Annotated in this window: 21 protein-coding genes and 1 pseudogene; 10 read left to right on the top strand and 12 right to left on the bottom strand. The window is 73.2% G+C overall.

The genetic code is table 11. The features are described 5' to 3' along the window. Positions 1-73: 73 nt before the first annotated feature. Complete coding sequence (locus IH80_RS0117775) at positions 74-562, top strand: SRPBCC family protein (protein ID WP_030961575.1); 489 nt, start codon at positions 74-76, stop codon at positions 560-562. Here IH80_RS0117775 and IH80_RS0117770 read toward each other — a convergent pair. Further along, positions 534-1,415 carry an MBL fold metallo-hydrolase gene (locus IH80_RS0117770; protein ID WP_037880297.1) on the bottom strand — a complete coding sequence of 294 codons (882 nt, stop codon included), beginning with the start codon at positions 1,413-1,415 and terminating at the stop codon, positions 534-536. The two genes, IH80_RS0117775 and IH80_RS0117770, sit on opposite strands and share 29 nt — an antisense overlap. A gap of 59 nt (positions 1,416-1,474) precedes the next feature. Between IH80_RS0117770 and IH80_RS0117765 the strand changes: the two genes are divergently transcribed. Further along, on the top strand, positions 1,475-1,942 hold the full coding sequence (locus IH80_RS0117765; RefSeq protein WP_234432276.1) for a winged helix-turn-helix transcriptional regulator: 468 nt from the start codon (positions 1,475-1,477) through the stop codon (positions 1,940-1,942). A gap of 22 nt (positions 1,943-1,964) precedes the next feature. On the opposite strand, the gene IH80_RS0117760 is transcribed toward IH80_RS0117765, so the two are convergent. After that, positions 1,965-3,137, bottom strand: a complete 1,173-nt coding sequence (locus tag IH80_RS0117760; RefSeq protein ID WP_030961570.1) for a PLP-dependent cysteine synthase family protein — start codon at positions 3,135-3,137, stop codon at positions 1,965-1,967. A gap of 199 nt (positions 3,138-3,336) precedes the next feature. On the opposite strand from IH80_RS0117760, the gene IH80_RS39435 reads away from it, so the two are divergent. Next, positions 3,337-3,921 carry an ATP-binding protein gene (locus IH80_RS39435; protein ID WP_078906594.1) on the top strand — a complete coding sequence of 195 codons (585 nt, stop codon included), beginning with the start codon at positions 3,337-3,339 and terminating at the stop codon, positions 3,919-3,921. A gap of 62 nt (positions 3,922-3,983) precedes the next feature. Here the strand turns inward: IH80_RS39435 and IH80_RS0117750 are convergent, their stop codons facing one another. Together IH80_RS0117750 and IH80_RS0117745 are read right to left on the bottom strand one after the other, a co-directional pair. Then, the gene (locus tag IH80_RS0117750) at positions 3,984-5,261 is read right to left on the bottom strand and encodes an ROK family protein (RefSeq protein WP_030961565.1); all 1,278 of its coding nucleotides are present in this window, start codon (positions 5,259-5,261) and stop codon (positions 3,984-3,986) included. A 43-nt stretch (positions 5,262-5,304) separates the two neighbouring features. Further along, the gene (locus IH80_RS0117745) at positions 5,305-5,961 is read right to left on the bottom strand and encodes an alpha-ketoglutarate-dependent dioxygenase AlkB family protein (RefSeq protein WP_030961564.1); all 657 of its coding nucleotides are present in this window, start codon (positions 5,959-5,961) and stop codon (positions 5,305-5,307) included. 38 nt (positions 5,962-5,999) lie between these two features. Between IH80_RS0117745 and IH80_RS0117740 the strand changes: the two genes are divergently transcribed. From IH80_RS0117740 to IH80_RS0117725, 3 genes are all read left to right on the top strand, one after another. Continuing rightward, positions 6,000-6,743: a maleylpyruvate isomerase family mycothiol-dependent enzyme gene (locus IH80_RS0117740; protein WP_030961563.1), complete on the top strand. Its 744-nt coding sequence runs from the start codon at positions 6,000-6,002 to the stop codon at positions 6,741-6,743. A 112-nt stretch (positions 6,744-6,855) separates the two neighbouring features. Next, positions 6,856-7,395, top strand: a complete 540-nt coding sequence (locus tag IH80_RS0117735; protein ID WP_030961562.1) for a hypothetical protein — start codon at positions 6,856-6,858, stop codon at positions 7,393-7,395. A gap of 245 nt (positions 7,396-7,640) precedes the next feature. Next, a complete protein-coding gene (locus IH80_RS0117725) occupies positions 7,641-8,768 on the top strand; it encodes a serine hydrolase domain-containing protein (RefSeq protein WP_158943505.1) in 1,128 nt (375 codons plus the stop codon). Between the two features lie 53 nt (positions 8,769-8,821). On the opposite strand, the gene IH80_RS0117720 is transcribed toward IH80_RS0117725, so the two are convergent. The 4 genes and pseudogenes from IH80_RS0117720 to IH80_RS0117710 form a co-directional block, all read right to left on the bottom strand. Next, positions 8,822-9,286 (bottom strand): hypothetical protein, encoded by a 465-nt coding sequence (locus IH80_RS0117720; RefSeq protein WP_030961558.1) that lies wholly within the window; start codon positions 9,284-9,286, stop codon positions 8,822-8,824. 90 nt (positions 9,287-9,376) lie between these two features. Beyond that, positions 9,377-9,783 (bottom strand): annotated as a pseudogene (locus IH80_RS47375) (IS5/IS1182 family transposase); the annotation flags it as partial. A gap of 647 nt (positions 9,784-10,430) precedes the next feature. Next, on the bottom strand, positions 10,431-11,387 hold the full coding sequence (locus IH80_RS0117715) for a spherulation-specific family 4 protein (protein WP_234432275.1): 957 nt from the start codon (positions 11,385-11,387) through the stop codon (positions 10,431-10,433). A gap of 165 nt (positions 11,388-11,552) precedes the next feature. Continuing rightward, on the bottom strand, positions 11,553-12,251 hold the full coding sequence (locus tag IH80_RS0117710) for a TetR/AcrR family transcriptional regulator (protein WP_030961556.1): 699 nt from the start codon (positions 12,249-12,251) through the stop codon (positions 11,553-11,555). Between the two features lie 163 nt (positions 12,252-12,414). On the opposite strand from IH80_RS0117710, the gene IH80_RS0117705 reads away from it, so the two are divergent. Next, positions 12,415-12,876, top strand: coding sequence for a nitroreductase/quinone reductase family protein (locus IH80_RS0117705; RefSeq protein WP_037880295.1), 462 nt, complete (start codon positions 12,415-12,417; stop codon positions 12,874-12,876). A 245-nt stretch (positions 12,877-13,121) separates the two neighbouring features. Here the strand turns inward: IH80_RS0117705 and IH80_RS0117700 are convergent, their stop codons facing one another. Further along, a complete protein-coding gene (locus tag IH80_RS0117700) occupies positions 13,122-14,321 on the bottom strand; it encodes a geranylgeranyl reductase family protein (RefSeq protein ID WP_051809487.1) in 1,200 nt (399 codons plus the stop codon). A 360-nt stretch (positions 14,322-14,681) separates the two neighbouring features. On the opposite strand from IH80_RS0117700, the gene IH80_RS0117695 reads away from it, so the two are divergent. Both IH80_RS0117695 and IH80_RS0117690 read left to right on the top strand, forming a co-directional pair. Beyond that, positions 14,682-16,046 (top strand): dipeptidase, encoded by a 1,365-nt coding sequence (locus tag IH80_RS0117695; RefSeq protein WP_030961552.1) that lies wholly within the window; start codon positions 14,682-14,684, stop codon positions 16,044-16,046. Between the two features lie 114 nt (positions 16,047-16,160). Then, positions 16,161-16,856 (top strand): MBL fold metallo-hydrolase, encoded by a 696-nt coding sequence (locus IH80_RS0117690; protein WP_030961551.1) that lies wholly within the window; start codon positions 16,161-16,163, stop codon positions 16,854-16,856. Positions 16,857-16,894: 38 nt separating this feature from the next. On the opposite strand, the gene IH80_RS0117685 is transcribed toward IH80_RS0117690, so the two are convergent. Then, entirely contained in the window at positions 16,895-17,935 is a 1,041-nt protein-coding gene (locus tag IH80_RS0117685) for an NUDIX hydrolase (protein ID WP_030961550.1), read from the bottom strand. A gap of 197 nt (positions 17,936-18,132) precedes the next feature. Between IH80_RS0117685 and IH80_RS0117680 the strand changes: the two genes are divergently transcribed. Beyond that, positions 18,133-19,119: a LacI family DNA-binding transcriptional regulator gene (locus IH80_RS0117680; protein ID WP_078906597.1), complete on the top strand. Its 987-nt coding sequence runs from the start codon at positions 18,133-18,135 to the stop codon at positions 19,117-19,119. Positions 19,120-19,481: 362 nt separating this feature from the next. Here IH80_RS0117680 and IH80_RS0117675 read toward each other — a convergent pair whose 3' ends face one another. After that, a complete protein-coding gene (locus IH80_RS0117675; RefSeq protein WP_030961547.1) occupies positions 19,482-20,780 on the bottom strand; it encodes a DUF6986 family protein in 1,299 nt (432 codons plus the stop codon). A gap of 181 nt (positions 20,781-20,961) precedes the next feature. Next, positions 20,962-21,924: an electron transfer flavoprotein subunit alpha/FixB family protein gene (locus IH80_RS0117670; RefSeq protein WP_030961546.1), complete on the bottom strand. Its 963-nt coding sequence runs from the start codon at positions 21,922-21,924 to the stop codon at positions 20,962-20,964. Positions 21,925-21,930 lie beyond the last annotated feature (6 nt).

The following is a 21,930-nucleotide window of genomic DNA, read 5'->3' as shown; positions in this document are numbered from 1 at the left end:
GCGGACATCGCGGGGGCGCACGGCTAGGGTGACCGCGCACGTCCGCCCGGACCAGCCCTCAGGAGGTAACGCCATGGTTCGCCGACTCCGCCCGGTGGGGCTGGACTTCATTGACGTGGCGCCGGTCCGGCTGGTGTTCACCGCCGGGGCGGCGGCGCCGCCCGAGGCGGTGTACCAGGCGCTCGCCGAGGAAGTGGAGGGCTGGCCGCGCTGGTTCAGGGCGGTGACGCTGGCCCGCCCCACGTACGGCGGGGCGGGCCGTGAGATCAGGCTGCTGGGCGGGGTGCGCATGCAGGAGACGATCATGGCCGCTGATCCTGAACGGCGTTACGCGTACCGGGTCGACACGACCAACGCGCCCGGTGTCCGGGCCCTGCTGGAGGAGTGGAGGCTGACTCCGGCCGGCTCCGGCACGCACGTCCGCTGGACCTTCGCCGCGGACGGTCCGGCCGCGTTCCGTCTGGCCCTGACCGCCGCCCGTCCGGGCCTGGGCCACTCCTTCCGCACGGCGGTCCGCACCCTGGACGCCCGCCTCACCGGCCCCCGCACGCCGGGCCGTTGACCGCGGCCGGGCGCGCCAGGCGGGCGTACTCCCAGGGGTCGTGCGCGCTGAAGACGGTGACCTCGTCCGCGTGGTCGCGGATGAGGTCGCGCAGCCGGTCGCGGGTCGCGGTGCGTGCCGCGGCATCGGTCTGCGCGCCCTGCTGGACCGGTTCGAGGAGGGGATGGCCGAGGGCCGGGGTGTGCTCGAGCTCGCCGTGATACATGTACGCGTCGCCCGCGTGCAGCAGCCACCGGCCGTCGTCGTCGCGCACCGCGACGCCCGCGTGCCCGGCCGAGTGGCCCGGCAGCGGCACCAGCAGCAGTTCGCATTCCAGCCCCTGCGGCCGGGCCACGCCGGGGAAACCGAACCAGGTCGTGTGTCCGTCCGCGGTCGCGGGTGACAGCAGCGGGCCGTGGGCCCGGTGCGCCGGCATGAAGCCGTCCAGGCTGTGGCGGTGGTGCGCGGCCGAGGGGTCGGTGACGGCCCGGTACTCGTCTGGGTGCACGTGCACCCGTGCGTGGGGGAAGTCCGCCAGGCCTCCCGTGTGGTCCCGGTGGAGGTGGGTGAGCACGATGTGCCGCACGTCGCGCGGGTCGTACCCGAGGCGGGCGACTTGGTGCAGGGCGCTCTCCTGCGGGTCCAGCACGGGCTGGGCGTGGGCCACCCAGTCCGCGCCCAGCGACCGGTCGGGCCGGCGCAGGTCGGCGGTGCCGAGGCCGGTGTCGACCAGGACCGGTCCGTCCGCGTCCGTCTCGATGAGCAGGCAGTGGCAGACCGCGGGCAGTTCGCCGGGGGCGGCGCCCGTCGGCGGTGTTCCGCCGAGCGGTGGAAGCGTACGGAGCGAACCGCAGTTGAGATGATGGACGCGCACAAGGACCCCCTGGAGATGCACGGGCGGGCTGTTCGCGACGGACGTTATGAGGGGCTTTCGTGACTCACCAAACGGTTGGACACGCGCCGGAGGGCGTCCCCCGCAACGGCCCGCCGGTGGAGGGTCTGCCGGTGGAGGGGCCGCGGGCCGACGGTCCGCCGGTGGAGGGGCCGCGGGCCGACGGTCCGCTGGCGGACTGCCCGGACAGCGCCCTCGTCCCGCCCGCCCGTGAACCGCACTGTCAGGTCGACGTCACCCTCACCGCCCTGGGCGGCCGCTGGACGCCGCTGGTCCTGCGGGAGTTCCTCCGCCGCGGCCAGGCCTCCTACTCCGAGCTGTCCGCGGCGCTGCCCGCCCTGTCGGACAAGGTCCTCTCGGACCGGCTGGCCCAGTTGGCCCGGGCCGGCGTCATCGAGCGCCACCGCACCCCTGGCTGGCCTCCCCGGGTCCGCTACGTCCTGACCGGCCGGGGCCGCGCCCTGGAACCGGTGGTGCACAGCATGTGGGAGTGGGGCGGCGGCTCCTAGGGGGTGCGGCCTCCGGGGCGTGTCAGGCGGTGGGTTCGCGCCAGACGCCGGTGGTCAGCAGCGTGTCGAGGGTCTTCGCGTACGGGGCGATGTCGAGCCCCTGCGCCGCCAGCCACTCATCGGAGTAGTACTTGTCCAGGTAGCGGTCACCCGGGTCGCACAGCAGGGTGACGACGCTGCCGGTACGGCCCTCCGCCACCATCTCCGAGACGATCTTCAGGGCGCTCCACAGGCCGGTTCCGGTCGACCCGCCCGCCTTGCGTCCTATGGCCGTCTCCAGCGCGCGGCAGGCGGCGACGCTCGCCGCGTCGGGGACCTTCATCATCCGGTCTATGGCGCCGGGTACGAAGCTCGGCTCCATCCGCGGACGGCCGATGCCCTCGATGCGCGAACCGCAATCGCTGCTCGCGTCGGGGTCGTTGCGGGTCCACCCCTCGAAGAAACAGGAGTTCTCCGGGTCCGGGACGCAGATGCGGGTGTCGTGCTGCATGTAGTGCACGTAGCGCGCGATGGTCGCCGACGTGCCGCCGGTACCGGCGGTCGCCACGATCCAGGCGGGCTCGGGGAAACGTTCCAGCTTGAGCTGCTGGTACATCGACTCCGCGATGTTGTTGTTCCCTCGCCAGTCGGTGGCCCGCTCCGCGTACGTGAACTGGTCCATGTAGTGCCCGCCGGTGCGGGCGGCGAGCTCCGCCGACTCCTCGTACATCTTCATCGGGTCGTCCACGAAGTGGCATGCGCCGCCGTGGAATTCGATGAGCCGGCACTTCTCCGGGCTGGTCGTGCGCGGCATCACGGCGATGAACGGGACACCGATCAGCTTGGCGAAGTACGCCTCGGAGACGGCGGTCGAACCGGACGAGGCCTCGATGACGGGGCGGCCCGGCCGGACCCAGCCGTTGCAGAGGGCGTAGAGGAACAGCGAGCGCGCGAGGCGGTGCTTGAGGGAGCCCGTCGGGTGCGTGGACTCGTCCTTGAGGTAGAGGTCGATGCCCCACGCCTCGGGGAGCGGGAACTTCAGGAGGTGCGTGTCCGCCGAGCGGTTGGCGTCGGCCTGGACCTTGCGCACCGCCTCTTTCAGCCAGGCACGGTAGTCCGCGTCGCTGCGGTCGACATCGACGGTCGTGGCCGTCGTACCGGTGGTGGTTCCCGTGCCGCCGGTGCCGGAGGTGCCTGTCGTTCCGGTGGTGCTCATGCGCCGCGCTCCTTCATGGGTCTGCTCGCCCCCTACCTTTCGCAATGTACCTCTCCCACCTGCACAAACAGTCACTTTGGGTATCTATGCGGATCGCTTTCGATCGCGTTCGGTTGCACTGAGCGGCACCGTGGGTGACCCTGGTGGAGCATTACCGAGGGTGCAGCACCCGTAACACTCATGTCGGGGAGTCGCAGCCGTGATCAGTCATTCCCGCAGGCACTGCGTCGTCGAACTGCAGGCCTTGCCGTCGCGGATCGGCCAAATCCGCAGAATCGTCTCGGCCCAACTGCGCCACTGGCAGCTCGATCCGCTCATAGACCGGGCTGCGCTCGGCGTGACGGAGCTGCTCAGCAACGTCCACCGCCACGCGCAGCCGGACAAGACCTGCGTCGTCGAGATCGAGCTCCGGCTCGGACGGCTGACGGTCTCGGTCATCGACAGCGATCCGCGGCTCCCGGTCCTGCGCACGACGCGGGCAGGGCCCCTGGAGACCTCCGGACGCGGGCTCGCCCTCGTCGAGGCGCTGAGCGAGGCCTGGGGGGTGCGCGAACGGCCCGACGGACCGGGCAAGGTCGTCTGGTTCTCCCTGACGGCGACGCCCGCCCCGGTGGCTCCGACGCACCCGGTCTCGATCGCGGCCAGGCCCGTACGGGAACCGGCGCGCACCGTGGTCGTGGCCGTGGAGCCGGACACCGTTCCGGCCGTGCTGCCGGTGCCGGACACCGTCCCGGCGGCGCTGCCGGTGCCGGCCCCCTCCCCGGTGGCCGTCCGTCCCGGGTGACCGCTCCTCCGGGCGGGACCGCCCCACGGGCCGTCCCCGGGGGGCGGTCCGCCGGGCCGTCGCTAGGCGAGGGCTCCCAGCGGGTCGTCGAGCACCGGCTGCCAGGCCAGTTCCGCCGCCCCGACCAGGCTGTTGTGGTCGAGGGTGCACGGCAGGATGGGCACGCCCCCGCTGCGCCCCCACAGGCTGCGGTCCGCTACGACCGCCCGCAGCCGCTCCGGGTCCGCGTACAGCAGCTCCCGGTGCAGCCCGCCCAGGATGATCCGGTCCGGGTTGAGGATGTTCACCAGGCCGGCGAGGCCCAGGCCGAGCCGGTCGATCAGCTCCTCCGTGGCCGCCCGAACCGCAGGCTCCTCGGGTTCCTCGCGCAGCAGGTCGCGGGCCTGCTGGAGCAGCGACACCTCGGGGCCGGGGCTGCGGCCCGCCGCGGTGAGGAAGGCCAGCGGGTCCGCCTCCACGTCCAGGCAGCCGCGGCCGCCGCAGTGGCAGGCCCGCCCCTCGGGGTTCACGGTGAGGTGGCCGACCTCCAGGGCCAGGCCCGAACTGCCGCTGTGCAGGCGGCCGTCCAGCACCAGGGCGCCGCCGACCCCGCGGTGCCCGGTGGCCACGCACAGCAGGTGCTGCGCGCTGCGGCCCGCACCGTGCCGGTGCTCGGCGAGCGCCGCGAGGTTGACGTCGTTGCCGGTCAGGGCGGGGCCGTCGATCCCGGCGTCCTTCACGCACTCCTCGAAGATCTCCCGCACGGGCGAGCCGGCCGGCCAGGCCAGGTGCAGCGGGTTCAGCGCCGTGCCGTCCGGTTCGGCGACCGCCGACGGGACCGCGAGCCCGGCGCCGACGCAGCGGCGGCCGCTGTCCGCGAGCAGCTCCGCGCCCGCCCGGACGACCGCGCCGAGCACCTGGGCCGGGTCGGCGGACACGGTGACCTTGCCGGGGGCGGTGGCGACGATCCGGCCGCCGAGGCCCACCAGGGCGGCCCGGAAACCGTCCGAGTGCACCTGTGCGGCGAGCGCCACCGGCCCGTCCTCGGCCACCGAGAGGCGGTGCGAGGGACGCCCCTGGCCGCCGCCCGTGCCCCCGGCGCCGCCCGAGCCGCCGGGGCGGGAGTCGACCCGGATCAGCCCGAGCGCCTCCAGCTCGGCCGCGACGGCCCCGGCGGTGGCGCGGGTGACCCCCAGCTCGGCCGTCAGGACGGCACGGGTCGGGGCGCGGCCGGTGTGGACGAGCTCCAGCGCCGGTCCGAGCGCGCCGCGACCCCGTTCCAGCTTGGTCCGCGCGCCCGCGCTCGACACCGATGGCGTGGTCGCATCCCCCACCCGCGGCGGGGCCCCGTTGCCGTTCATGGCATCGATCCTCGCATGATCGGACGGTGCCGGACGCCGCCCCTCAGCCCAGCCCGCCGACCCGGAGTGTGATGTTGAGCCGCCCGGTCAGCCCGAGCGACCGCGGGCCCGTGCCCGGCAGGACCTTCGGCACCCCGTGGTAGGCCGACCGGCTCGGGCCGCCGAAGACGAAGAGGTCCCCGCTGCGCAGCTCGACGTCGCGGTACGGGCGCCCGCGGGAGTCGGTGTTCCCGAAGCGGAAGAGGCAGCTGTCGCCGAGGCTGAGCGAGACCACGGGGGCCGGGGACTTCTCCTCCGCGTCGCGGTGCATCCCCATGCGGGAGTCCCCGTCGTAGAAGTTGATCAGGGCGATGTCGTAGGCGGCCGCGCCGGGGTCGGGGGGCGCCCCGTACGCGGCGGCCACCGCCTCCCGCCCGAGTCCGGCGAGCCAGTCCGGCATCGGCTTGACCGGTGCCCCGTCCCCGTCGACCGCGGTGCGGGCGTATCCGTACGGGTACCAGTGCAGCCCCAGGCACACCTGCCGGGCGGTCATCACTCCGCCGCCCGGGGTGCGCACGGTGCGCAGGCCGGCGGGCGGCCGGGCCCACTCCCGGCAGGCGGCCAGCAACTCTCGCTGCCGGTCCGCCCCGAGCCAGTCGGGCACGTGCACCGCGCCGGGGGCGATCACGGTCCGCTCGCGCGGGAAGAGTTCGCCGTCCATGCCTCCATTGTCGGTGCCGGGACTGCGAGACTCCCGGTATGGAGATCACCGAATACGTCAAGACCCTCGCCCGGGAGGGCGAACTGCTCGCCGATGTGGCCGAACGGGCCGGTACGGATGCCTTCGTCCCGTCCTGTCCGGGCTGGCACGTCACCGACCTGTTGCGGCACACCGGGTCGGTGCACCGCTGGGCCGCCGCCTACGTCGCGGAGGGGCGGCTGGAGCCGACGGGCTTCCCGGAGGCGCCGGAACTGGTCGACGGCGAGCTCCTGGCGTGGTTCAGGGAGGGCCACGCGGATCTGGTGCGCACGCTGACCGAGGCGCCGGGGGACGTTCAGTGCTGGACCTTCCTGCCGACCGCCCCGCCGTCGCCGACGGCGTTCTGGGCGCGCCGCCAGGCCCATGAGACCACCGTGCACCGGATGGACGCCGAGTCCGCGCTGGGCGTCATCCTCACTCCCGTGGCACCCGACTTCGCGGAGGACGGGGTGGACGAACTGCTCACCGGCTTCCACGCGCGGCCGCGGAGCCGGGTGCGGACGCCGGAGCCGCGGACGATGCGGATCCGTGCCGCCGACACGGGGGCGGTGTGGACCGTACACCTGTCGCCGGCGCCGGCGCGGACGGTGCTGGGCGACACGGGCGATCCGGTCGACTGCGAGGTGACCGGCGAGGCGGCCTGGCTGTACGCGGCGCTGTGGAACCGGCTGCCGCTGGCGGGTCCCGGCGTGACGGGCGACCTGTCACTGGCCGCGCTGTGGGCGGACACGGCCGGGATCTGAGCCCTGCGCCGGGGGTGGGGGCCGGCCGTCGGCCCCGACCGCCCCGCCCGCCCGATGACCTGCGGGGGACGAGCGGTTATGGTCACCTCCTCAACGATCTGGGGGGTGGCAGGTGTTCGGTTCCACGGTGCGCGGCACGGCGGTGGCCGCGGTGGTCCTGGCGGGGTTCGCGGTCTCCTGCGACGCGGATCCGGCCGCGCCCGCCGCCGCGCCGGCCGCGTCGGCACCGGTATCGGCGTCGGTGGCGGTCCCGGCACCGGCGTCCGCGGCGGCCGGCCGGTCGGGTTCGGGCCCGGCCGCCGCGCCTGCGGCCTCCGGCGGGCCGGACGCCCTCCCCGGCGCCGCGCCGGAGAAGGTCCGGGACGCCTTCGCGGGACTCCAGGCGACGCTGAACGATGCGTGTACGCCGGCCGGATGCGCCCACTTCCTCGGCCGGGTCCACGACGAACTCCATGGCCTGGACGCGGCGATGAAGGCGGACCCCAAGGGCCCCGGACACTTCCCCGAACCCATCGCGCTCATCGCGGAGCTCGACGCGCAACTCGCCGGTGACCGCAGCTTCACGAACCTGAAGGAGCACCAGACCCTGCTGATCAGCACCCGCGACAGGATCAACACCTGGATGCAGGGCCACCCGGACGACTACCGCTGACCGGGCCCGGGCGGTCCCACTCAGCGAGAAGCCCGCGCGGATGATCATCTCCGCTGCGATGCTGGTCCGCATGACCGATACCGGCACCGACCGTGCCAGCGACACCGCCTCCGACGCCAGGCCCGTGGGCGGCCCCTTCCCCTCGCCATGCTGACCCGTAGGAGGGGCGACACCGGCTGGACCTGCCGGGTGCAGGGCCGCCGAGCGGGTGATCAACTGGCCGGGGCGTGCCCGCCGCAGGACCCTTGACCACAGGGAAGAAGGTGGTCGGCGTGCACCGGACGGCTTCGTTGCGCACGGCAGGGGGCGCCCTGGTCCTGGCCGTGCTGTCCGGTGTCGCCGGGCCGCAGGCGTACGCGGCCGGTGACGACGACCGCGAGAGGCGCAGCGCGGAGGTGCTCCGGGAGCTGGTGCCCTCCGCCGAGGGCCCCGGCTGTGCGGCGGCGGTCGGCAGACGCGGCGGCGTCGCCTGGGAGGCGGGGAGGGGGAAGGCCGACCTCGCGACCGGGCGGGCCATCACCCCGAGGACGGTCTTCGACATGGCGTCCAATTCCAAGCAGTTCACGGCCGGTGCCGTCCTCCTGCTGGCAGGACGGCACCGGCTCTCGCTGGACGACCCCTTGTCCGACTACCTCGACGACCCGCCCGCCTGGGCCCGGGACGTCACCGTGGGCGATCTGATGCGCCACACCAGCGGCATTCCCGACTACCAGGACCTGCTGGAGGCCGAGGGCATCGGGCTGACCGATCCGGCCGGCCAGCGGGAGGCGATCGCGGCGATCCGCGCGTCGCGGCCGGAGGGCCCGCCGGGCGAGCGCTTCTCCTACTCCAACTCCAACTACGTCCTGCTGGCCCAGATTGTCGAGAAGGTCACCGGACAGCCGTTCCCGGCCTTCCTCCAGCGGGAGTTCTTCACCCCCCTGCACCTGCGCATGACCCTGTCCCCGGCGGTGGACGTCCCCGGCAAGGCGAAGTCGTACGACGAGAAGGACGGCTCCTTCACCCCCGAATCCTCCCCCTGGAAACAGTATGGAGACGGGTCGGTCCAGACCACCCCCGCCGAAATGGTCCGCTGGGCCGACAACTACCGCACCGGCCGCGTCGGCGGTCCGGAACTCCTCACCGGAGTCACCCGGGGGGCGGTGGACGTCGGCGACGTCCTGCGCGGGCGCGGCATCGAGAAGGGCCGGTACGGGGCGGGGGTGCTGCTGCTCCCCGACGACAGCCTGGTGCACCGCGGCGACTGGGAGCAGTTCCACAGCACCTTCAAGGTGGCCCCGGACCGGAACACGGCCGTCACCGTGGTGTGCAACGCGGACGCACCCGACCACTTCCGCGCCGCCAACCGGCTGCTGGACATCTGGTCCCGCTGACGGACCGCCGCCAGGAGTCGCGGGCCGCGACCCGGTCCGCCGCGGCCCGAACCTCAGACGCAGCGGCGGGCGTTCGCGACGAAGGCGTCGATCAGTTCCCGGGTCGCGTCCCGTCGGGTGACGAGTTCGGGGACGTCCTGCGCGCGGTCGATGGCACCGACGGCGGTGAAGGCATCGACCGCGGCGCTACCGAGACCGGCGTCGTCGGTGATCAGCTGGAGTCGGAAGAGTGCCTGCTGCGCGCTGGAGCGGGTCTCGAACGAGCGCGCGCGGAGGGCGGCTTCGTCCTCGGCGTCACGGCCCTGGTGCACGCAGAACCAGTGGTGCAGCATGGCCTGCCGGAACGCCACCAGCAGGCCCGCGTACGCGCCGTAGGCGTCGAGCCGCTCCTGACGCAGCTGCGCGTCGAGGGCGTTCCGCTCCGTGCGCCGCGCGGAGCGCTGCTGGAACGCGTGCGTCACCACCGACCCGAGCAGCGTACCGAGCACGGCGATGAGGCTGGTGATCACGGCGTTCACGGGACCATGGAACCAGACGACCCGCAGGCCGGCACATGCATTGTCCCCCGCGCCTTTGGGGAGGTACGGGCCGCAGACCTAGGCCGTTTGTCAGCGATCACCTCGCGGCCCAGTGTGGATCGCCGCGAGGTGAAGGGCCGCCTGGTAGCTGGTTGCCCTGTGTCGTAGCGCGTGGCCAGACCGCGATGCTGCTTCAGGTTGTTGATGCAGCGTTCGACCGTGTTCCGCTGCTTGTAGGCGATCTTGTCGAAGACGGGCGGCCTGCTGCCTTTTCGCCCGAGGCGCTTACGGTTGGCGATCTGGTCGTCGGGCTGTGGGATCACCGCTCGGGTGCCACGTTTGCGCAGGTGCTCGCGGATCGCCCGGGACGAGTATGCCCTGCGGGAAGGCGGGAGCGCACCGGCCCGGCCGGGAGTGAGGACGAAAGCCAGAGGCCGACACCGGCCGTCGGCCGCCGGATGAATCTTGGTGGTCAGTCCGCCGCGGGACCGGCCGAGGGCGTGATCGTGCGGCTCGCCGACCGGAACCCCCCTTTTGGCGGGCCCGGCGGCGTGCTGATGGGCACGGACCATCGTGGAGTCGACCCCTACGACCCAGTCCAGATCGCCTTCGACGTCAGCCCCGGCGAGCAGGGCGGCGAAGACCCGCTTCCACGTGCCGTCGATCGCCCACATCCGCAGCCGACTGCATCCGGACCAACGATCCGATGACTGAAAGCGACGCTCTCATCGCCCGAGAAGGCAATCCGCAGCTCTCGGTCGGCACGGCACCGCCGGCCCCAGGCCACCAGCGTCGCCACGACCTCGTGCTCGCCACTCCTCAGACGAGCGAGATCCGAACCTTCCGGCTCCCGCACCATCTGGTCTACCGCCTCACCGCGCAGCGTGGTGTCCCCGTACGGATCGATGCGGGCCAGACTGGGAAGTTGTGCTGGCCGAGCCGCTCAATGGCCATCCGGAACTCATCGTTGTCGTCGACCAACCGCTGCAGCATCCCTGCTGGTGGCGGGGGCCCAGGCATTCGCCCTGTCCGGGACGCAGAGCGCCCTCGAGGACGTTCCATGACGAGCGCCATCCCTGCCCCTTTGCTCCCACGCGCGCCTCACCACACGCAGGCCGATTCTCCGTGGTCCGAAAAAAACGGCCTAGCCGAGGGTGGCCGCGTAGGCGGTCTGGGAGGTGTACCTCCACGTGGGGCCCGTGTTCCAGGGGTTGGGCATGACCGTGTCCGTGGCGTACGCGTAGCCCGCGCCCCGGTCGAAGGAGGTGCGGAGGGTGGCGCGCATCGCCTCGGCGTCGGGGACGTCGTGGACCAGGTGCCAGAAGGCCGTTCCGCTCGGGTCGAGTTCGGTACCGGGCCGGTAGCCGGAGTCGTGGTCGAAGACGTTGCCGCCGAGCCAGCCGGCCCCGGTGTACGCGGCGTAGGTGTCCTCATAGGTGACGAAGACGTCCGCGGTACGGCGGGCGGGCTCCAGGTAGCAGTCGGCTATGGCGGTGCCGGGATTGTTGACGACGAGGTCGGGGACGGTGGGATCCGCGGCGTTCATGGTGTCCTGGACGTAGCGGCGCAGCTCCGCGTAGTGGTCCCGGGTGGCGTTGGCGGGGCCGCAGTCGCGGCTGACGACGTCGAAGAAGATGCCGTCGACGTGCAGGCGGCCGTCCGGGGTCTTGAGGTAGTTGTCGACGGAGGCCTTGACGGCGGCCGTGTCGCGGTTGCCGTGGTCGGTGTGGACGTAGCCGAGCACCTTGGTCCGCTCGCCGGTGGCGGTGGTGCGGGCGCGGAGCGCGTCGGCGCGGGACCGCCAGGGGGCGCTGAAGGGGGCGTCGCCGTTGCCCGGGTTCAGCACGACCACCGAGGGGGCGGGGCCGGTGGCGGTGAGGTCGGTCAGCATGCGGTCGTTCGCCATCGCGTAGGCGGGGACGCCGATCTCCAGGCCCCGTACGCCCGGCGTCCGCGGCGTGGGGCGCGGGGCCGGTGACGGGGCGGCGGCAGGAACGGACCCGGCGGGCGCCTCGCGCGGCGGCGTCGCGACGGAGGGCGCCGGCGCGGCCAGTAAGGCGGTGGCCAGGACGGCGTACAAGGCCTTCTCGGCGCGAGGCATGAAACGTTTCCTCCGACGGAGGCGGGGTTGGGGACCCGAGGAACACTAGACGGACGGCCCGTCGTTCAAGGCTGAACCCCCTGTATTGGCGTGAGGAACAGGAGAGCGAGCCATCGTCCCATCACGTGAATTACCGGGGGGACGGCCCCCTCCCCCGCCCTCGTGTCATACGGCGGGCAGTCCGACGCCGTGCGCCAACTGCCCGGCCGCGTGCGCGAAGAACGCGGAGCGCTCCTCGACGACACCCTGGAACTGGCCGAACAGCTCGAAGGAGACCAGGCCGGCCAGCTGCGCCCACGCGGCGACGAGGGCGGGCACGACCGCCGGGGGCAGGCCCTCCGCGAAATCGGCGGTCATCCGGTCCGCCTCGGGGCCCAGGGCGGGCGGCAGCGGCGGCAGGGCGAGGCCGCGCCCCTCGTAGGCGGCGCGGACGATGCCGATGAGGACGTTGCCGACCCGGGAGGCGGGCCCGATGGTGTCGGCGGGGGCGCTGTAGCCGGGCACCGGGGAGCCGTAGACGAGGGCGTATTCGTGGGGGTGCTGCAGCGCCCACGTGCGGACGGACTCGCAGACGGCGATCCAGCGGCCGCGGGGCGGGGCTCCGGCGGCGAGGGCACGGGCGTCGGCCTCCTCGGCGGCGGCGCCCAGGCTGCCGTACGCGTCGATGATGAGCGCCGTCAGCAGGTCGTCGCGGCTCGGGAAGTAGCGGTAGAGGGCCGAGGAGACCATGCCCAGCTCGCGGGCGACGGCGCGCAGGGACAGTTTGGCGGCGCCCTCGGCCGCGAGCCGGCGGCGGGCCTCGTCCTTGATGGCGCCGGTGACCTCGATGCGGGCCCGTTCCCTGGCCCCTCGCACGGTGTTCATGCGGGTCAGTGTGCCACGGGGGCGGAGCACCGCCCAGGAAACGGAGCGGCGTTCCATTTCGAGAGCACTGCTCTTGCTCTGGTGCACCGATCCGATGCAGACTGAACTCGAGCGAGAGCAGTGCTCTCGAAATGGAGCACACAGAGACGGCCCGGAGGTCCTCGTGAACGCGCCCACCCCGTACTACGTCCAGGCCGGCCCGCTCGTCACCCGGTTCAACGCGTTCTTCGGCAAGCTGGCCCGCTACGGCATCAGCCTGGCCGGCAGCGCCGAGCTCTCGGTGCGCGGCCGCACGTCGGGCCGGATGCAGCGCATCCCGGTCAATCCCCACACGTACGAGGGCGGGGAGTACCTCGTGTCGGCCCGAGGCCACTCCCAGTGGGTGCGCAACATGCGGGTCGCGGGCGGCGGCGAGCTGCGCGTGGGACGGAAGGTGCGCACCTTCACCGTCGTCGAGATCACCGACCCGGTCGAGAAGACCGCGATCCTGCGCACCTACCTGGAGAAGTGGGGCTGGGAAGTCAACCAGTTCTTCCGCGGCGTCGACGCCAAGGCCTCGGACGCGGAGATCCGGGCGATCGCCGACGACCACCCGGTTTTCCGGATCGTCCCGGCAACGAGCTGACACCGCCCGGGGGGCCGCCGAGCACCCCCGCGGCCCCCCGGGAGTGCGCCGGGGAGTACGTCCCCGGCCACCCGGAACCCGCCACGCCCCACCCATCCCGCACACCACGCACACCACGCACACCACGCACCGACCACCACACACCGCGGCCCGCACACCACGGCCCGGCGACGGCCGGCCGGCTCCGGAAGCACGGACGGGGCCCCGGCCCGGCCGTCGGCCGGGGCCCCGCACACGCTCCCTCGCTACCCCCGGTCGCCGCCCCGCACCGCCGCCTGCCGTGCGTCGAGCACGTGCAGCGCCTTGCGCGCGAGCGGGGACGTACGCACCATGTCGGCCAGGGTCGTCGCGCCCCGCGTGATGCGGGCGAAGGCCCGCCACGCCGGACGGAACCCGGTGATCGCCGCGTGCAGCAGACCCGGCCGGGCCTCGAAGACGGTCAGCATCCGCTTGCCGACCCCCATCTCCACGCCCAGCCCCGCCTTGACGGCGAAGGCGTAGTTGAGGGCCTGCCGGCGCGCGTCCACCGCGTCCTGCGCTTCGGCGATCTTCACCGCCCACTCCCCCGCGAGCCGCCCCGAGCGCAGCGCGAAGGAGATGCCCTCGCGGGTCCACGGCTCCAGGAGTCCGGCCGCGTCGCCGGCGACCAGGACCCGGCCGCGCGAGAGCGGCGAGTCGGGCTTGCGGCAGCGGGTCAGGTGCCCGGAGGAGACGGACGGCTCGAAACCGGCGAGCCCGAGCCGGGCGATGAAGTCGTCCAGGTACCGCTTGGTCGCGGCCCCCTCGCCCTTGGCCGAGATCACCCCGACCGTGAGGGTGTCGCCCTTGGGGAAGACCCAGCCGTAACTGCCGGGCAGCGGGCCCCAGTCGATCAGCACCCGTCCCTTCCAGTCCTCCGCCACCGTCGCGGGGACGGGGATCTCCGCTTCCAGGCCCAGGTCCACCTGGTCCATTTCGACGCCCACGTGCGCGCCGATGCGGCTGGCGCTGCCGTCCGCGCCGACCACCGCGCGCGCCAGGACGGTCTCCCCGTCTGCCAGCACCACGGCGACGGTGCGCCGGTCGGGCACGGCCGCCCCGTGCTGCTCCACGCGGGTCACGGCGGTGCCCGTACGGACGGTGGCGCCCGCCTTCTCCGCCTCCGCGACCAGGCCGGCGTCGAACTCGGGCCGGTTGATGAGCCCGAACAGCATGTGCTTCGAACGCCGGGTCCGGGCCAGCTTGCCGTCCATCGAGAAGGTGACCGCGTGGATGCGGTCCTTCAGGGGCAGGACGAAGCCCGGCGGGAGGGCGTCGCGGGAGGGACCGATGATGCCGCCGCCACAGGTCTTGTACCGGGGCAGTTCGGCCTTCTCCAGCAGCAGGACGCGCCGCCCCGCCGTGGCCGCCGCGTACGCGGCCGAGGACCCGGCCGGTCCGGCTCCGACCACGACCACGTCCCACACCTCGCCGGACCCCCCGGCCACCTCGTGGCCCGCCCCCTGCTCGGCCGGGACCTCGCCCGTGCCCGCGCCCGCGCCCGTGCCTGCGTCCACGCCCGCGTCCACGTCCGCGTCCGCCGTGGCGTCCCTGCCTGCCGCACCTGCATCCGCACCTGCGTCACGTACGTCGTCGTCGCTGCTCACGATGTGTTGCCGCTCCTGATCACCCGTTGCTCCGATGCCGGGGAAATCCTACGGCGAGACACCGCCCCGCTCCGCTGTGCGAAGATCGGACTGTCTCTCGCCGTACCCGGCATACGCCCGCCCCGCGGATGCGCGAGCGGCCTACACGGATACAACGTCGCACCCAAAAGGAGCGTGCCCATGTCCCAGAATCCGATCGCCGAGACCATCGCCTCGCTGATGCCCCGCGCCAAGCAGGAGCTGACGGAGCTGGTGGCCTTCCAGTCGGTGGCGGACTGGGCGCAGTTCCCCCGGAGCGAGAGCGAGGCCGCGGCGAACTGGGTGGCCGACGCCCTGCGCGTCGAGGGATTCCAGGACGTGGCGCTGCTCGACACCCCCGACGGCACCCAGTCGGTGTACGGCTTCCTGCCCGGCCCCGAGGGCGCGCCGACCGTGCTGCTCTACGCGCACTACGACGTGCAGCCGCCGCTGGACGACGACGCCTGGGTCTCCCCCGCCTTCGAACTGACCGAACGCGACGGCCGCTGGTACGGGCGCGGTGCGGCGGACTGCAAGGGCGGGTTCATCATGCACCTGCTGGCGCTGCGCGCACTGAAGGCCAACGGCGGTGTGCCGGTGAGCGTGAAGGTCATCGTCGAGGGCTCGGAGGAGCAGGGCACGGGCGGTCTCCAGCAGTACGCGGAGGCGCACCCGGAGCTGCTGGCCGCCGACACCATCGTCATCGGCGACGCGGGCAACTTCCGCCTCGGCCTGCCGACCGTGACCGCCACCCTCCGCGGCATGTGCCTGCTCAAGGTGAAGATCGACACGCTGGGCGGGAACCTGCACTCCGGCATGTTCGGCGGGGCCGCGCCCGACGCACTGGCCGCGCTGATCCGCGTACTGGACTCGCTGCGCTCCGCCGACGGTTCGACGACCGTGGACGGGCTCGCCTCGGACGCGGTGTGGGAGGGCCTGCAGTACCCGGAGGCGGACTTCCGCGCCGACGCGAAGGTCCTGGACGGGGTCGAGCTGATCGGCGACGGCACCATCGCCGACCGCCTGTGGGCCCGCCCGGCCGTCACCGTACTCGGCATCGACTGCCCGCCGGTGGTCGGCGCGACGCCGTCGGTGCACGCGAGCGCGGGCGCGCTGGTCAGCCTGCGCGTGCCGCCGGGCGTGGACATCACCGAGGCCGTCAAGCTGCTCCGGGCCCACCTGGAGGCCCACACGCCGTGGAAGGCGCGTCTGGAACTGGAGCTGGTCGGCCAGGGCCAGCCGTTCCAGGCGGACACCGACAGCCCGGCGTACGCGTCGATGCGCGCGGCCCTGGAGACTGCGTACCCCGGCCAGGAGATGCAGATCAGCGGCATGGGCGGGTCGATCCCGCTGTGCAACACGCTGACGTCGCTGTACCCGCAGGCGGAGATGCTGCTGATCGGGCTGAGCGAGCCGGAGGCGCAGATCCACGCGGTCAACGAGAGCGTGTCGCCGGAGGAGCTGGAGCGCCTGTCGGTGGCCGAGGCCCTCTTCCTCGTCCACTACGCGGAGTCCCAGCGCGCCTGATCCGGGCCGCCGCCCGACGCTCCGTGTACGCCCAGGGCGCAGTGCGCCCTGGGCGTACTCCGCTCACGGTGAAGTCCCGTGCGCGGGGCGGCGGGCCGTCCGTACGGTCGCCGCATGGATCTTGTCGAAGTGCTTCCGAGCCGGCTCCACATGCTCCGCTTCCCCATCGGCCAGGCCTACCTGTGGCAGGACGGCGAAGCCCTGACCCTCATCGACGCGGGCAACGTCGAATCCGCCGCGGAGATCGAAGGGGCGATACGTTCCCTCGGGCTGCTGCCCGAGCGCCTGGAGCGGATCGTCCTCACGCACTGCCACCGCGACCACGTGGGCGCGGCCGGGGAGCTCGCCGCCCGCTGGGGCGCACGGGTGCTCGCGCACCGGCTGGACGCTCCGGTGATCCGGGGCGAGCGGCCCGTTCCCCAACCGGTGCTCCTGGACTGGGAGATCCCGCTGTACGAGCACGGCCTGACCGTGCCGGAGGCCCCGCCCACTCCGGTCGACCGCGAGCTGGAGGACGGGGACGCGCTGGGCTTCGGGGACGGGGCGTACGTCGTGCACGCCCCGGGCCACACCGACGGCAGCATCGGCATCCACCTCCCGCACCACGGCGTGCTGTTCGCGGGGGACTGCATCGCCGCCGTCGGCCCGCTGATGCTGGGCGTCTTCAACGTCGACCGCGGCCGGGCGGTCGAGTCCTTCCGCCGCCTGGCCGGGCTCGCGCCGTCGGTCGCCTGCTTCGGCCACGGCGACCCCCTGACGGTGGACACCGCGCCAGCCCTGGCGAAGGCCGCCGCCGAGACGCCCGCCTGACGCGAGGCGGACCGGGCCCACAGAGGGAGGGGCGCCCCTCAGCCGCCGGTGGGGACGCCCGCCTCCAGGTAGAGGGGGCGGGCACGCTCCCGGGCGCGCAGCGCCCAGCGCAGGCGTTCGTACCGGTGCTGCGGCAGCAACTCGGCGGCCTCGGCCTCCGTCACGAAGCGCCAGGCCCGCAGCTCGGGGCCCGGCAGCCGGAGGCGGGCGGCCGCCTCGTCCGAGAGGTGACCGCCGTCGAAGAGCAGGCGCAGTCCTCCGTAAGCGGGGTGCTGCGGGCGTTCCCAGTCGATCACGAGGAGTCCGGGGGTCCGGTCCAGTACGAGGCCCAGTTCCTCCGCCACCTCCCGTACGGCGGCGCGGGCGGGGGCCTCGCCCGTTTCGACGACGCCTCCCGGGAACTCCCAGCCCGCCTTGTACGTCGGATCCACCAGCAACACCCGGTCCAGCTCGTCGAAGAGCAGCACCCCGGCGGCCACCGTCTCCCGCGTGGGTTCCGGGGTCTGCACGATGTCGCAGACCCGGGCGGTCTCGGAACGGACGGCTTCGGCGATCCGCTCGGCGGTCTCCCGTACGGTCAGGAGCCCGTTGTCGATGACGTGCGCGTCGCCGGTGAGCCAGCCGAGGGCCTCCTGGTAGACGGGGATGTGGTCGTAGGCCCACTGCCGGACGCGCAGGTCCACGTCCTCGGGTGCGCCGGGCTCGACGCGGGTCGCGATCCGCTCCCGAAGGATCGTTTCAGCAGGAGCGAGCAGGACATGCCGTACCGGAATCCGCCGCGCCGCCAGCCCACCGAAGATCTCGTCCCGGTAGTCCTGCCGCAGCAGCGTCATCGGGACGACGAGCACCCCGCCCACCTCGGCGAGCATCGCCGCGGCCGTGTCCACGACCAGCCGCCGCCAGCTCGGCAGGTCCTGGTAGTCGGTGACCTCCGCCAGCCGTTTGGGCGGCAGCAGCACCCGCAGCGCGTCGCCGATGAGCTCCGGGTCGAACAGGGTGCCGTCCGGGAGGATCCCGGTCAGTTCACGGGCCGTGCTGGTCTTCCCGGCGCTGAACGTGCCGTTGATCCAGACAATCACGTCTACCCCTCTCCCCATGGCTCGTCCGGAGCCCCCAGTGGCCTGCCCGCCCCACCCTGCCACGAAAACCTCACTATCGGCCGAGTGCTTATGCTCGAGGTCACGAGCCCGCATGCTCGCCCGAGTACCAGGGAGGATTCACGACCGTGCCCCACAACCGCCGCACGTCCGACCCCCGCTACGGCAACCGGCCGACCATGAAGGACGTGGCGGCCCAGGCGGGCGTCGGCCTGAAGACGGTGTCCCGCGTGGTCAACGGCGAGCCGGGCGTCACCCCGGAGACGGAGAGGCGGGTCCGGACGGCCATCGAGGCCCTGGGCTTCCGCCGCAACGACAGCGCGCGCGTGCTGCGCAAGGGCCGCACCGCCACCGTCGGTCTGGTCCTGGAGGACCTCGCCGACCCGTTCTACGGACCGCTGAACCGGGCGGTGGAGGAGGTGGCCCGCGCGCACGGGGCGCTGCTCATCAACGGCTCCAGCGCCGAGGACCCGGACCGGGAGAGGGAGTTGGCGCTCGCGCTGTGCGCCCGCCGGGTGGACGGGCTGATCGTGATCCCGGCCGGGAACGACCACCGGTATCTGGAGCCGGAGATGCGGGCGGGCGTGGCCACGGTGTTCGTGGACCGGCCGGCCGGCCGGATCGACGCCGACGTGGTGCTGTCGGACAACTTCGGCGGGGCCCGCGGCGGTGTCGCGCACCTGATCGCGGGCGGCCACCGCCGGATCGGCTTCATCGGGGACCACCCCCGCATCCACACGGCGACGGAACGCCTGCGCGGCTACCACGCGGCCATGGCGGAGGCGGGCCTGCCCGTGGCCGGATCCTGGGTCTCGCTCGGCTCGACGGACCCGGGCCGGGTCGCGCCGGCGGCGAGGTCGATGCTCGCGGGCCCGGAGCCGGTGACGGCCGTCTTCGCCGGCAACAACCGCGTGACGGTCACCGTGGTGCGGGTCCTGGCCTCCCTCCGGCGCCCGGTGGCCCTGGTCGGCTTCGACGACTTCGAACTGGCGGACCTGCTGCGACCCGGTGTCACCGTGGTCGCCCAGGACCCGGCGGCTATGGGCCGGGTGGCCACGGACCGCCTCTTCCAGCGCCTGGCGGGAACCGCGCTCACCCCGACCCGTACCGAACTCCCCACCCGCCTCGTCCCCCGCGGCTCGGGCGAACTCCCTCCGGCGAACTGACGTTCTCCGCCCGCGATATGGCCGAGGATCCACGCCCGGTGTCCACTCCCTTCGTGGCCAGGAGGTGTGCGGAGCTGCGCGCCGGTACGGCCGTCCGGCTCCCCGACGCGGTCCGCTCAACCGTTCCCATGCGCTATCAACCCGAAGTTGACGGCCCATCGGGGCTCTGCCAGCCTCACGCTTCCCGGAACGACCGGGAACGACCGGAGGCGCGCGGCGGCGTCGGGAGGGGGGCGAGCCGACCGAGGACGAGCGCCGGCTCATCCTCGACCGACCCTCCCGCGGGCACGCGCCCGCACCACTGCGGCCCGGGTGGTCACCCGGGCCGCACGCGCCCCGTACGGCGGGCGTACGGGGCCGGGTCAGGCGGTGGCCGTCAGGGTGGCCGAGCGGCGCGGGATCGCGAAGGCGTCGAGTTCGGCGCGGGTCAGGCCGGTCAGGGCGGTGACCTCGTCGGCGCCGACCGCGCCGCAGTCGAGGCCGCGGACCAGGTATCCGGCGAGGGCCTTGGCGGTGGCGGGCTCGTCCATCACGTCGCCCTCGATCTTGGCCACGTACGCCTTCAGGCGCGCGGCGGCGGCCTCGAGGCCCTCGCGGTAGAAGGTGAAGACGGCCGCGTAACGGGTCGGCAGGTGCGCCGGGTGCATGTCCCAGCCCTGGTAGTAGGCGCGGGCCAGGGCGCGGCGGGTCAGGCCGTAGTGGAGCTTCCAGCCCTCGTGGACCTTCTCGGTGGTGCCGATCGGCAGCACGTTGGTGGAGCCGTCGGACACGCGTACGCCGGTGCCCGCGGCCGCGACCTGCATGATCGCCTTCGCGTGGTCGGCGGCGGGGTGGTCGCTGGCCTGGTAGGCGGCCGAGACGCCGACGCAGGCGCTGTAGTCGAAGGTGCCGTAGTGCAGGCCGGTGGCGCGGCCCTTGGCGGCCTCGATCATCCGGGCGACGGTGGCGGTGCCGTCGGAGGCCAGGATGGACTGGCTGGTCTCGATCTGGATCTCGAAGCCGAGCCGGCCCGGGCGCAGCCCGCGGGTGGTCTCGAAGGCCTCCAGCAGCTTGACGAAGGCGCTGACCTGCTCGGCGTAGGTGACCTTGGGGAGGGTCAGGACGAGGCCCTCGGGCAGACCGCCGTGCTCCAGCAGACCGGAGAGGAAGATGTCGGTGGTGCGGATGCCGCGGTCGCGGACGTTGGCCTCCATGCACTTCATGCGGATGCCCATGTACGGCGCGTTGGTGCCGTCGGAGAAGGCTTCCGAGACGAGGCGGGCGGCACGGGCCGCGGCCTGGTCCTCCTCCGCGTCGGACCGGACGCCGAAGCCGTCCTCGAAGTCGACGCGGAGGTCCTCGACGGGCTCGCGCAGCAGCTTGGCGCGGACGCGGTCGTAGACCGGCACGGCGAGTTCGCCGGAGATGCCGAGGACGTTGGCGAAGGTGGCGGCGTCCGGGGCGTGCTCGTCGAGCGCGGCCAGGGCCTGGTCGCCCCAGGAGCGGATGGTGCCGGCGGCGAAGACGTCACCGGGTACGTAGACCGTGTGGATGGGCTGCCGGGTGCCGGGGTCGCCCGGGTAGTGGCGCGCGAGCTCCGCGTCCACCGGCGCGAGGGAGGCGCTGATGCCCTCGCTGACCGCGCCGGCGAGGCTCGTCGCCACCTTCTCCTGCTGACCCATCGTGCACTCTCCTTTTTCCGCTTCACGGAAGCTTAGATCCGCATAGCAGAATTTAGTCACGCGGTTCCGCTCCGTCAATGGTCCCTCGGCCGTCCCGGCCGAACGACTCGGGGCCGTGCGGTGAGAATCACCACACGGCCCCGAGGAAGCGGCGCTACGAAGAGAAGCGCAGGTCAGGCGGTCAGCCCTTGCGCGCCTTGATCTCCGCGGTCAGCTGCGGGACGACCGCGAAGAGGTCGCCGACCACGCCGTAGTCGACGAGGTCGAAGATCGGGGCCTCGGCGTCCTTGTTGATGGCCACGATGGTCTTCGAGGTCTGCATGCCGGCCCGGTGCTGGATCGCGCCCGAGATGCCGGAGGCGATGTAGAGCTGCGGGGAGACCGACTTGCCGGTCTGGCCGACCTGGTTGGTGTGCGGGTACCAGCCGGCGTCGACGGCGGCGCGCGAGGCGCCGACGGCCGCGCCGAGGGAGTCCGCGAGCTCCTCGATGATGCCGAAGTTCTCGGCACCGTTGACGCCACGGCCGCCGGAGACGACGATCGCGGCCTCGGTCAGCTCGGGACGGCCGGTCGACTCGCGCGGGGTGCGGCCGGTGACCTTGGTGCCGGTCGCCAGGGCGCCGAAGGTGACGGCGAGCGCCTCGACCGCGCCGGCGGCCGGGGCGGCCTCGACCGGGGCCGAGTTCGGCTTCACGGTGATGACCGGGGTGCCCTTGGAGACACGGGACTTGGTGGTGAACGAGGCGGCGAACGCCGACTGCGTCGCGACCGGACCCTCGTCACCCGCCTCCAGGTCCACGGCGTCGGTGATGATGCCGGAGCCGATGCGGACGGCCAGGCGCGCGGCGATCTCCTTGCCCTCGGCGGAGGACGGGACGAGCACGGCGGCCGGGGAGACGGCGTCGTACGCGGCCTGGAGCGCGTCCACCTTCGGTACGACGAGGTACTCGGCGAACTCGGGGGCGTCGGCGGTGAGGACCTTGACCGCACCGTGCTCGGCGAGCACGGCGGCGGTGGCGTCGGCACCGGCGCCCAGGGCGACGGCGACGGGCTCGCCGATGCGGCGGGCGAGCGTCAGCAGCTCGAGGGTGGGCTTGCGGACGGCGCCGTCCACGTGGTCTACGTAGACGAGAACTTCAGCCATGGGACT

Source organism: Streptomyces sp. NRRL S-378 (assembly GCF_000720645.1).
Classification (GTDB): domain Bacteria; phylum Actinomycetota; class Actinomycetes; order Streptomycetales; family Streptomycetaceae; genus Streptomyces.
Note: the sequence above shows the minus strand (reverse complement) of the source record. Positions and strands in the feature narration are given on the sequence as shown.